The organism is [Clostridium] symbiosum ATCC 14940 (assembly GCF_000466485.1).
GTDB classification, from domain to species: domain Bacteria; phylum Bacillota; class Clostridia; order Lachnospirales; family Lachnospiraceae; genus Otoolea; species Otoolea symbiosa.
Genome location: NZ_KE992883.1, coordinates 1 through 11,418 on the forward strand (window position 1 = coordinate 1; position 11,418 = coordinate 11,418).

Genomic DNA, 11,418 nt, shown 5'->3' on the forward strand with positions numbered 1-11,418 from the left:
TCAAAAAGTTCTTGACATATCACCAGAATGCTATGCGTCTCACCTCCCCCTATTTTTCTTAGGGTTGTTCTTCCCTTTTGTCCTGTTTCCCGGAGCATTCTCCTTTTTGGGAGCCGCCTTCTGTTTCTTCTTAGGCACTTCCGGCAGTACTTCTTTATAGGTCTTCTCGTAATGGACCTTACCGTCTTTTTGCAGGGTAGCCTTGATTCCGGCCTGGATCGGTTCCAGTTTCACTTCATAGAACCACTTTCCGTCTGCTTCCACAACCCGGTGAGGCGTGTTGGGTTTCTCATATTCATCAGCCGCAAATCTGGCATACTTCACGCCATCATGCTCAGACTGCTGATAATTCTGTGGCATAGTCACACCGGCCGGCTGACCTGAAACACCCTGACCGCCGCCGGATATTCCGCCAGCCGCCTGGATGCCTCCGTCACCGATTCCTGTTCTTCCCGGCTCTAAAGAACCTGCAACTCCTGTCTGGGAAGCAACACTGCTTCCAGCTTCTGTTGTCATTGCGCTCCTGCCGGTACCTGACTCAATGCCGGACAATCCGGCATTCGTACCATTTTCATTCCCTGATATGCCCTGTGCATCTGCCATCTGCAAAATACCGCTTTCATGGCTGCCTGATATTGCAGAACCATCTTGCGTAAATCCATCTGTGCCATCTCCCGTATCAGCACTTTGGTAACCGGAATCAAAGGAAATCCCAGCACCAGAAGCATTTCCATCATCAAAGGAAACACCACCTGCGTTCATGGTGCCCAGACTTTCTGCCATACCGGTGTCTACGCTGTCTCCGGAGCCAATACCCATATTGTCTGCAATGCCGGTGTCCAGTCCTCCGCTGATGCCTGAACCATCAGGAGTATTGGCATCTATGCTGCTTTGATCTGAAAACGCCCCACCCATATCGGCGGCGTCAAATGCATCATCATAATCAAACGGGCCGGCTTCTACTGCATTTCCTCCGGTCTCAACCGCTCCATCAAAGGTATCAGCCGGAACTGCCCCATTCTCGCCGTATCCCATATCAGAATTCACCATGCCAGAGTCCATATCACCGGTAAACGGACCTTCATCATAGCCGTCCGAAATAGGTGTTTCAAATCCCATGTTATCAGCAGCCTTTCCGCCATCTGCAAAATCATTATTCTTTGCAGACGGATTATCCTGGTAAGAAGGTACACCCATGTCCGCACCAAATGTTTTATTATCCGGCGCATAAGAATCCTTTGGCATTCCATTCGGCTTATCCTGGAAAGCACCAGTTTTCTGTCCTGACAATGGCACTCCCATATCGGAACCATTTCCCGCCATCGCCGCCGAATCTTCGCCACTTGACGTTTTCCCACCTGCCCCGCTAAAGCCCGGATTTCCCATCGGTATCGGGCTACCCATGCCAGAAGCCATTTTACTGGCTCCTGCAGCCGGACCTTTCCTGCCTCCTGACGGTGATCCATGCCCTCCGGCAGAACCTCCAAACTGGGAAAAGACACGTCCCAGCATCATCATAACACCAAGACCTCCCATACCAGGGCTTGTCCGCCCCAGATTAACGCCCAGTGACGCCATATACGAGTCCAGTTTAAACACAATCTTGCCAAATCCGACCAGACACAGGGTTGCCGCAAAAAATTTTGTGAACCCATAACCACTTGCCATCATATTTCCATAGCCGCTTAAATAGACTTTCAGGCACCATGCATCCAATATAATAAGCACCACCTGCCCGCCAAACATTTTAGACCAGGAGGACAGGATATTGTTTGTGGCTTTCGATCCTCCTGTCGCAAAGGCAAGAGGAGCCGTGTATGAAAACACGCCGAGAAGGACGTACCGTTCCGCCATAATGAACAGAAGTTTTAAATAATTCCAGGCAACCATAAACTGAATAATTACCATCAGCAGCTGGATATTCAATGCGTCAATTCCAAGTCCTGATGTAACAGCTTCAGCCGCAGAGGTAAAATCGGCAAAAGATACAACCGTGATATGTGTTCCGGTCACCCAGTCATACGGCGTCCCCGCCACATCAAGGACGTAATTCACGATACTCTTCGCTCCTGTCACCATAAAAAGGCAGATACAACTCCGTATTACAAGCTCCATCGGGTCTTCCGAATTTAAGTATTTTCCAAACATGCCCTTTAAAAGCTGCCAGATAAAAATAAGCAATAAAATAGCAATCGCCAAAGGAACGATTGCCTCCCTGTATAAGTCCTTTACCACGCTGAACAATTCCTCAAATAAATCAAGATCGCAGGATAACAGCTCGGTAAAAACCTGATTTACAATCTCCATCATATCAATGATAAACTGTGAACACTGCTCTCTGACCGCTTCAAGAAGCATTTGTATCAGCCATCTCATACTTTATGGCATGTTTTCAGCCCAACTGACTTTCCTTTCAAATACCCCTCCTTTCTGCCGGGGAAGCGCCGGCATATTTTTTAGGATTTGTTAACCGCTAAACTCACTCTTTGGTATGATCTTCTCCATGTAGGTTACGATAGCTCCAAGCGTCATTAACACTGCCCAGCAGACCACAATACGTTTCAGCCATGCACGCGATTCGTCCACGGTCTTTCCTGATTTTGAAAAGTTCATCAAAAACAGGCACACGGCCGAACATACCACAGCTGCCACCGTGGCAATGCCGGCAACATCCTTGTAGACACTCTGCATCGCGCTTTTGGCAATGTCGAAAATATCATCTGCCGATACCGGCATAATCAGGCAGGCCGTACAAGTCACGGCCATAAACGCAAAAAACGCAATCTGCGGGATAACAGTTATCATGTGGTTGCGTTGTACCTGCTGCAACTCTGCCATCATTCCCGCTGCTTCCACCTCCGCCATTTCTTTTATATTCTTCCAGTGCGTATGTTTCTTTTCAGAATGCAACTTCCTTTCACCTCCAGTTCCAATTTACGGGTAACAAAAAAGCAACCATTCCGAAAAATGATTGCCGGACCCCACCTATTCAGTTGTATCAGATTTATGGCCTCCCATCATGTCCTCATGCATAGAATCTGACTTTATCATTATAATTCTTTTGAAATTGTGTGTCAATGTTGTTGCTGACGCAATAGTGTCTTAAAATTGTCTCAATGTTGTTATACCATTCCCCACCTTCCTTAAAATAAGCTAAAATAGATTGATTTCAAAGGAGAAATATCCTGTTTTAAGAACACATACTTCTGCTCCTCCACCTGCTTCTCAACCGCTAATTTTACTTCCAGATTTTTTAGCCTTGTTTTTCTACTTCCACACCATCTGGGCTTCTCAATCCGTAAATGCACCACATAATTCAGATATTCCAGCACGTCGCCAGGCATCAGCTTATTCCCGTATTCTTCCAATATCCGCTTCAACGTTCTTCGGACCCCTTTCATAAGCCCCTCCACATGCGCGCCTCCCTCCTGTGTTATCTGGCTGTTCACATAACTTTTCCTTATGCCCCCCTTGATTGAGAAAAATACAGGACAACTTCTCCCGTAAACTGATTTCCCACTATATTCACATTCAGAATACTCCCGACCCCAAACAGCGAGTAATCCCTTTTCAAAAAATACCCAATATCGGATGGAACCCGGACTTTGCACCCATTCTCCTCATTCGCCAGGTATATAATATACGGGTTCAGCGCCGCCAGCTCAATCATTCTGCCCATAATTAAAAAATAATCCAATTCTTTGGCAGCAAACACCGTACAATCCGGTTTCCAGACAATTCTCGTTCCCGCAGCAACCGTGTGATTATGGTTCTCTGCGGCAATAATGCCCTCCTCTGTTCGGATAAACTGTCTTTCATTCTGATACTCGAAAAACTCTCCCAACGCGCTGGCAATCCCCATATCTCTGGTATAGCTGTTATTATTGGCTAACTGATAACTCTCACAGACAATCTCCACCACATTCTCTGCCCGCAGCCATACGGAAATCGTCTTTTCTGTGGCATCCTCTAACATGCTTTCCACCAATCCGTACAATAGCCGGTAAAGTCCATTCCCCTTTGTAGAACCGATATACATACCTGGACGTTTTCTAACGTATCTGTATAAATCCCCCGAAAACAGGATTTCCCCAATATCATGATAAACAGACGGCTTATAACTTACCATATACGCCTTGCCCAGCAGAAAGGAATACATGGGTGTCTGCCCGACATACAGGATATCTCCCGTTTTACCCACAATGGCGGCACCCGTCACATATTTCATGCTCTTTACTTCTCTTGCCCTGAGCCTCTCATCCACATGATCGTCAATCAGATATTCCTCCATTTCCCGGAAAATCCTCTGATCCCTGATTTCTTCTACCTTCAGGTGTGATAATTCTCCTGTGCCAAACCGTTCTACCAGCAGCATTTTCGTAGACTTTCCTTCCTGCCTCGGACTTATGCCATAGGAATTTTCACGCTGCATTTTTATCCAGACAGACAGCAGCCGCACAAATTCCTCCCCAAAGTCAACTGTTTCCTTAATCTCATACTTAACAAACGTCTCCCAAGAAACAGCTCCCGAATAACCAGTAATCCTCTGCCCCACTAAATCCACCTTTTGTGCCAGCTGATTAATATCCTTCAGCTGCAGCCGTATATTTTCAACGATTGCTAAATCATTTCCTGCCATACACACCATCCTCTTTTCCGCATACCCTGCGACAACTGTACCGGACTGGCAATAAAGCCAGCCCGGCAGTTATATTGTCATTCCTTTCGGTATATCAATCATCTCAGGCTACTGCTCCCGGAAGAAAAAACAGTCTCCCTATTCATACAATTATAGGCTATAACAGCCTGTTTTTAAATACCAAAAGCCATATACCATATATAATTCCCCTTTTGTTGTCTTTTCCTTATCAACCTGCTTTTTTCGCCATGGCCATCGCAACAGGAAAATAATCAATTCTATAACACAAGTTCGCTGTCTCGAAACAGGCATGATCCAACGCAATTTCCACAATCCGCTTGACCCTGGCCGTTTTTACCCTTCTGCCATTATAAAAATAGCAGGCGGGTTCTCCTACCTGGAGTGGAAATTCCAATATTCCTGAAATCAGTATGCTGCGCTTCTCACAGATATTTGATACCATTTGACTCATACGATACCTCCTTACCTCTAACTGTACCTTTTGTTTCTCAGATTGTCTTTCCTGAATTTCTTGATATTCATTTTCATTCCTCTGATGATATATTCCTCTTCGCCAGCTTTTCCTAACATCTAATTTTCTTAAATCCGTCTCCCCTCCTCTCTGAAACAAAAAAAAGACACCTAAACGCATAATACATTTAAGTGTCTTTCTCGCGGTCCCAATACAGGACCTGTTTATTAAGGCCATAGCCAAATTTTTAACTTCCGGAACAGGCCGGAACAAAATACAACATATTCTTCAGAAGAATATTAAATCAATATCATCTCCAGATTAACACATCATATAGTGCATGTCAACTCAGCGCAAGCACTATATATGCTATTTCACAAACTTATGCACACAACGGATCAGCGTATGTACCTGCTCATAATAGAGATCTTCATCAAACCTCCCACAAATCATGGAATGATTGATCAGCAGGGGACGATACATCTCTATCACTTTCATTAATGCCTCTCTGTCCCCCATCTTGGCAAGCTCCAGTACCCCTTCAAATTCAACCATGCCGCATCTCCTTTCTCAGCTTTTTCAGCGTATTGTAGTAAGTGTCAACTGCCTTCTTCATCGGAATATGGAGACGTGCTGCAATCTCCTCAAAACTCATTCCGTTAATAATACGCCAAAAAATCAGCCGTTTCCTTTCATCATCGAGTTTCATAAGCGCAGCCAATAACCGTTCATTTTCAATCAGATTGAGAAGCTGCTCCACATCTCCAAAGTCCTCGCATAGCCTGCTGGCCTGTTCCTCTAAATGCCGGTAGTAGTCTCCCTGACCGGACTCTGCTTCTGCATAGGCTGAATCCTCAATCGGTATTTCTGCCTCCTGGATTTTGACATGCTTTTTAATATATTTAATCTTTGTGTTCCTCACTGCTGTTTTGAGATATGCACTAAACGAATCCTGCGTAGAAAACTCTTTATTTTTGTCTTCCATATCATTTCCTCCATTTCAATTTTTTTCATCTGAAAATGGAGGTTCCTGGTGGGGAACGGCAGTGTGGTAATCGGCAGCCAACCGCATAAAGCGACAAATTTTGCAAAAAAAACACCGCTGGATACATAATCCAGCGAATACTTGAATGGGTATGAGCTATTAATGCATATGCTAATACGGAGAATAGTTCGTATATTATCGCATAAATGTGTAATAGCTTTTTCTTTCTTTTTTTAATACGGCTGCAATTTTATTTAATTTTTTTAAACCTTTCCCGGTAACCATACTTCCTCAATTCCTGCAGCCAAAAAACACGCCGAGGTGCAAGAATAGGCCGCATTTTTTTTATTAGCAACCATTCTTGGTCTCGACGTTATATGAACTATTATTTCACTAATAATTGAGGGTACTGGCTCGTTTTCATTTTCAACCGTTAAATATAGTATTAATCAGTGTGAACTATTACTCGTTACTGGAGGTGAACTATGGAAAGTTTTCTTGTACAACTTGGTACTATTATTAAGCAGGCAAGAATCAAAGAAGGGCTGACACAGGCACAACTTGCAGAAAAAGCTGATATTAGTACCCGTTATTTAATGGATATAGAAAATAAAAACGATATTCCCAGTCTAAAAGTCTTTATCGCTCTATTCCGGGCCTTACGTCTTTCAGTAGACTTATTTTTGTACCCGGACTCGAAAGAGACTGATCAACTGCATCGGATTCTGTCACAGTGTAATGATAAGCAAATTACAATCATAACAGCCATGACCAAAACCATGTTGGATGTGGATCCATAACTGTATTATATCAAAAGCAAAATTACAATTTCTGACTTTTCTCATGAATTTTTCATGTTTTTTTGACAATAATCCGGACAGATGATTATAAAATCATATGCCCGGATTTATCTTATCTATGTAAATTGTGATTCTATCTTAACTCTGCAAAGTATATTCCACATATAACCTCACATTAGCTTCACTGCTTCAACCCCACACATGACATTATAGATGCCATTTGATTACATATCTGCCACGGCTGCTCAATTCCTCAATCATCTGGAACCGTTTGGAGGAGCAGACCACACACGGCTCAATTTTCCTGACAAGGTCATCGTCGGCCGTGATGATGATCACCTGTTTATATCTTCTCAATCCGAAGCCGGTATCTTTGGCGGTATCCGGCTTTTTGTTCCGTGGAAATGTTCTTATAGCGGTAAATGCTCATCAGAAGTCCCACAAGAATGGATGTGGCAAACACCGGACCTTTGCCATAGGATAAAAAGGGCATTCCCGTATTGATAAGGCCCCTTCCCAGATTCAACATCACATAATGAAATATCTGAAGGAAAAACACGAGGCAGCAGCCGATTCCCAGCATCTGACCCAGCTGGTTTTTCATCCGGACAGTCATGTGGAATCCATGTACAACGAAACCGATAGCCGCCAGCACGACCCCGGCGCCTGCCAGGAGTCCATAGCTGGAAATCAACTGGATGAGAATATAATCCGTGTGCAGGCTTCCCATTCTCCCATCCAGAGTTTTTACTGCCGGCCCTGCCCAAGTGCTCCACTGAAGAGTGTCACGGATCACTCCCGGGATATAACCGCGACCAAGCGGATCAACCGCCGGATTCAACACGGCCTCCAGTCTGGCAGTCTGATACGGCATGAAATTAAACACCCCGATTCCCACAAAAATCAAAGGCAGAAGTACCGCTGCCAGCCACAATCCGGCTAAGGCGGCTTTTCTATTCACCGCAAACCATCCTTTCCAGATGGCAATGGATGTCATCATCAGACAGATCACCGTAACATCCAAACAGGCCGGAATGGTGACCGCCATCAGAGACAGAATCATGGCGGCCATGTGGAGCAGTCCGCATTTCACCAGAGCGGTAACGCCTCCATTTCTGTAGTGATACAAAATTCCGGTGTAGACTGGCACATACAGATAAATGTAATTTCTAATATACAGATGGCTTCCATTATATGTTGGTCCAAACAGGACAGTGAGCAGGACAAAACCAGACAACAGCCCCCACAGCGCAAATCCATATTTTCCTATGACACTGTAGTCAACCAGACACACCGCCACCATAAGCAGAATTCCAATTCCGGTGTGCACACACTGTCTGAAAAACATGGTGAGATCCGCCTGCTGCCTGCCAAATGCGTATTGGATCAGCAGACCGATAATACTTAAGACCGCAACAAATGCCACTAGCTTCCAATCCATGGTCGGTCGGTGAATCCGGTCCAGCTCCACACCGGCTGCCACCGGGTCTCCCATCTGGCGAACAGCCTCGGCGGTGGCTTCGGATTCTGTCATTCCGCTTTGCCGGTATGCCATGGCTTGATCTTTGATGTGGTCTTCCACCTCTTTTACTACGGAATCTCTGACTTTCACGCAGCGGATCTGTGCTTTCAGGATCTCAAGATATTCATGCATTTCCAAAGTTCACACCTCCCATCACCTGACCTACCGCTTTGGAATATTCATCCCACTCTTTCTGTTTTCTGCCCAGAGTTTTCTGGCCTTCTTTTGTAATTTTGTAGTATTTTCTGGTCTTGCCGGCGGCTTCCCGCTCGTAGGATGTCAGCAGGTTCCCGGCTTCCATGGTGTGGAGCAGGGGATAAAGGGTGCCGGCTTTCAGTTCAAAGACGTGGTTGGATTTTGCCTCCAGTGTCTCAATCATCTCGTATCCGTACATATCCTTTTCTGACAGGAGCTTTAATAGCAACATGCTGGTGTTTCCGGATATCAGGCTTTTGTCAACTGCCATGATTGTTGATCCTCCTTTTTCTGGTATGGTGTTATATCAACTTATTGTATAGATTGTCTATATAATAACTCTGTGCTGGAATCCTGTCAAGAAAAAAGGACTGTCGGGAAATAGATAGTCCAAAAAAAGAAAAGATGGCTAACGACAACTATCTCTTATCCGTTACATGTTATAATGTGACTATGTAAAAACAAGATTACTATAACGATTTTTTTGAATTAGGGCAACAGAAAATCAACTTTTGGATAGCGTCAATTGACTTTCGGAAACGAATAGTCAGAAATTACCCTTGTGATTAGCAACTGCATAACCTTTATCACAGTCCAATCAGGCTATGCCGTCTATAACCTCCTCTTCAATCCGTCTGTAAGCCGCATTGATATCGCAGTTCTTCACATCGTACTCCTCCGATTCATTAAATTCAACTTTGTCCTCCGTCCCCCATAAGTCTTTATGAACAATATAGCCACAGGCTGGACAATAATTACTGTCTTCCGGAATGATGGCTTCACAGAGCGGACATCTCCGATTCGGCCTGTAATTCACAAAAATCTTTGAAGTCGTTTTGAGCTGTATCCCTATCTGGATGAAAAACATAATAATTACTGGATATTTCCTCTTCTGCAAAAAACAGGTTCCAGCCATTACCAGGATCCAAACAAGATTAAATACCCCACAGTGCATTGCTTCATCATATATAACATCTATATTTCTTTTATTCATCACTTACCTCCAAATCTATTTTACGGATAGATTAAAACTCCAGTTACTTCCTCCATAGGGATAAACCCAATCATTCTGGAATCCCTTGAGAAATTGCGGTTATCCCCTAAAACATATACACTCTGAGGCGGTACAATAAAAAAATCACTGATATGTTCATATGGTTCTTTTATATACGTCTCTTCTAAAACTCTTCCATTTATCCGCATCTCCCCATCGGATACCATAACAGTATCCCCTTCCACGGCTATGACCCTCTTGATAATCCGCTTATGCAGCACCTTGGAATCAATCACCGCAATATCACCGCGCTGTGGCATTACTCCCATTTTCACAACCACCAAATCTCCCTGGGACAGTGACGGTTCCATTGACCTTCCACTCACGACCGCCAGCCGATAATAATGACCGAACCATAGGGCTGCCAATACGGCAAGCCCTATATTTATAATTACTGCATATTTCCGTTTCAATTTCATACGCCCTGCCCTACTTTCTTCGGAACATATGATTGGTATTTTTTAAGAGCGCAATTTCTTCCTCATCCATCTCATATCCCGCTTCTACTTCATGAACAGATGAAGAACTGGCGTCTTCCCTTAAACCAGATTCTGCCGCCTTCCCTCTTTTATTATTTGGGGGAAGTTCCTCGTAACCGGAAATATCTCCCTCCCCATGGTAGGCCAGAACTGCCCTCGCTACATACCTGGCAATTTTCCTGCCCTGGGAGTTCAGAATTTGGGCCACCAGCCGGTGCCTGTCGTCATCCGGATCAAAGCGGATTGTAAATCTATACTCATCTTTCTTTTCCATTCCTATCCTCCCAGACTAATACGCATGGTCCGCCAGATACAGTTTCTTATAACCCTTTGCATTCGCTAGCGGATCAGCAATGATGTGATACTCCCCGCGGTACCGAATCCACACTTCTTTTATTACATCAGTAAGAAGCATGGAACCTCCGCCTACAAAAATGGTTGTGATAGAATTAAAATCAATCCCGATCTCCCGAAATATCCCCAAGGTATTCACCACATACTCATAAACGACACTTTTAACCAGTTCTTTTATCTCTTCTGACAGCGGGGAACTGTCTTCCTGAATTACCAGGTCTATATCCGAATCTTCCAAAAGAATATCATACTGTTTTCTCACCCTGTTTCGTATTTCATTGTACAATGGTATAATTCCTTTTTCCAAGGAATCAAATAGCTCTGTATCTGGTTCTCCATAGCGGAGCAGCAAATAATCCAGTGTAAATCCGCCGATATCTACAATCAGCACCTTTGCCAACTGACGCAGCCGCATATCCTTAGAGTACATGATGGCAGCCGCATAAGCCTGAATGTAGGATACGACATCACGATAGCAAATCAGATACTCTCTGCCGCCATACCGGAAAGAAACAGGTTCCTCGTCCCGCCGGAAATAGTTCTCAAACTTCTCATACAGCCCTGAAAAGTCAGCCGGAGGAAGCCCCACAAGAAGTTCTATCCCGGCCGGCCGGTTCGGTACCGGACGGTAAATCCCCCGGTTCAGCCGGTCCTCTAACTCCCTTGCCACCCCCATGAGTGCTAATATGTAATACCTTTCATCAAACGTCTTGTCCCTCATGTACGCAATCCGCCTGTTGGATGGAGTATAAAACTTCCCATTATACTCCAGGACTTTTGTATCCAGTTTTGGCGGCATGATATCCATTTCATTCAATCCGGACTGAAATACAAAATGTTCCGTCTTAATCTGCTTATTCCCTGTATCCACTGATATAACCATATAAATCTCCATTCCGCGCGCCTTCAGGCGCGGCA

The 11,418-nt window shown here is 44.5% G+C and carries 15 protein-coding genes; 1 reads left to right on the forward strand and 14 read right to left on the reverse strand.

Going from position 1 to position 11,418, the window contains the following annotated elements:
- Positions 1–39 precede the first annotated feature (39 nt).
- The 7 genes from CLOSYM_RS08895 to CLOSYM_RS08925 form a co-directional block, all read right to left on the reverse strand.
- Positions 40–2,376 carry a hypothetical protein gene (locus CLOSYM_RS08895; protein ID WP_021641857.1) on the reverse strand — a complete coding sequence of 779 codons (2,337 nt, stop codon included), beginning with the start codon at positions 2,374–2,376 and terminating at the stop codon, positions 40–42.
- A 90-nt stretch (positions 2,377–2,466) separates the two neighbouring features.
- Positions 2,467–2,910: a hypothetical protein gene (locus CLOSYM_RS08900; RefSeq protein ID WP_242828658.1), complete on the reverse strand. Its 444-nt coding sequence runs from the start codon at positions 2,908–2,910 to the stop codon at positions 2,467–2,469.
- 233 nt (positions 2,911–3,143) lie between these two features.
- On the reverse strand, positions 3,144–3,449 hold the full coding sequence (locus tag CLOSYM_RS08905; protein WP_021641859.1) for a TopoII/MutL transducer domain-containing protein: 306 nt from the start codon (positions 3,447–3,449) through the stop codon (positions 3,144–3,146).
- Between the two features lie 11 nt (positions 3,450–3,460).
- On the reverse strand, positions 3,461–4,639 hold the full coding sequence (locus CLOSYM_RS23005) for a DNA topoisomerase subunit B (protein ID WP_021641860.1): 1,179 nt from the start codon (positions 4,637–4,639) through the stop codon (positions 3,461–3,463).
- A 229-nt stretch (positions 4,640–4,868) separates the two neighbouring features.
- Positions 4,869–5,111, reverse strand: a complete 243-nt coding sequence (locus tag CLOSYM_RS08915; RefSeq protein ID WP_002570157.1) for a hypothetical protein — start codon at positions 5,109–5,111, stop codon at positions 4,869–4,871.
- 369 nt (positions 5,112–5,480) lie between these two features.
- On the reverse strand, positions 5,481–5,666 hold the full coding sequence (locus tag CLOSYM_RS08920; protein ID WP_002570158.1) for a helix-turn-helix domain-containing protein: 186 nt from the start codon (positions 5,664–5,666) through the stop codon (positions 5,481–5,483).
- Positions 5,659–6,096: a sigma-70 family RNA polymerase sigma factor gene (locus CLOSYM_RS08925; protein ID WP_021641862.1), complete on the reverse strand. Its 438-nt coding sequence runs from the start codon at positions 6,094–6,096 to the stop codon at positions 5,659–5,661. The genes CLOSYM_RS08920 and CLOSYM_RS08925 overlap by 8 nt, the downstream gene beginning before the upstream one ends.
- 485 nt (positions 6,097–6,581) lie before the next feature.
- Between CLOSYM_RS08925 and CLOSYM_RS08930 the strand changes: the two genes are divergently transcribed.
- Positions 6,582–6,896 carry a helix-turn-helix domain-containing protein gene (locus tag CLOSYM_RS08930; protein ID WP_021641863.1) on the forward strand — a complete coding sequence of 105 codons (315 nt, stop codon included), beginning with the start codon at positions 6,582–6,584 and terminating at the stop codon, positions 6,894–6,896.
- A 207-nt stretch (positions 6,897–7,103) separates the two neighbouring features.
- Here CLOSYM_RS08930 and CLOSYM_RS22770 read toward each other — a convergent pair whose 3' ends face one another.
- The 7 genes from CLOSYM_RS22770 to CLOSYM_RS08960 all read right to left on the reverse strand — a co-directional run.
- A complete protein-coding gene (locus CLOSYM_RS22770; protein ID WP_154662221.1) occupies positions 7,104–7,253 on the reverse strand; it encodes a hypothetical protein in 150 nt (49 codons plus the stop codon).
- The gene (locus CLOSYM_RS08935; RefSeq protein ID WP_021641865.1) at positions 7,240–8,550 is read right to left on the reverse strand and encodes an FtsW/RodA/SpoVE family cell cycle protein; all 1,311 of its coding nucleotides are present in this window, start codon (positions 8,548–8,550) and stop codon (positions 7,240–7,242) included. The genes CLOSYM_RS22770 and CLOSYM_RS08935 overlap by 14 nt, the downstream gene beginning before the upstream one ends.
- Positions 8,543–8,884 carry a PadR family transcriptional regulator gene (locus CLOSYM_RS08940; RefSeq protein WP_021641866.1) on the reverse strand — a complete coding sequence of 114 codons (342 nt, stop codon included), beginning with the start codon at positions 8,882–8,884 and terminating at the stop codon, positions 8,543–8,545. The genes CLOSYM_RS08935 and CLOSYM_RS08940 overlap by 8 nt, the downstream gene beginning before the upstream one ends.
- Positions 8,885–9,211: 327 nt before the next feature.
- Entirely contained in the window at positions 9,212–9,607 is a 396-nt protein-coding gene (locus tag CLOSYM_RS08945; RefSeq protein ID WP_021641867.1) for a zinc ribbon domain-containing protein, read from the reverse strand.
- A 20-nt stretch (positions 9,608–9,627) separates the two neighbouring features.
- Positions 9,628–10,086: a signal peptidase I gene (lepB, locus tag CLOSYM_RS08950; RefSeq protein WP_021641868.1), complete on the reverse strand. Its 459-nt coding sequence runs from the start codon at positions 10,084–10,086 to the stop codon at positions 9,628–9,630.
- A 10-nt stretch (positions 10,087–10,096) separates the two neighbouring features.
- On the reverse strand, positions 10,097–10,420 hold the full coding sequence (locus CLOSYM_RS08955; RefSeq protein ID WP_021641869.1) for a hypothetical protein: 324 nt from the start codon (positions 10,418–10,420) through the stop codon (positions 10,097–10,099).
- Between the two features lie 15 nt (positions 10,421–10,435).
- Positions 10,436–11,418, reverse strand: a 983-nt coding sequence (locus tag CLOSYM_RS08960; protein WP_021641870.1) for a ParM/StbA family protein, incomplete at its 5' end; no start/stop codon positions are given.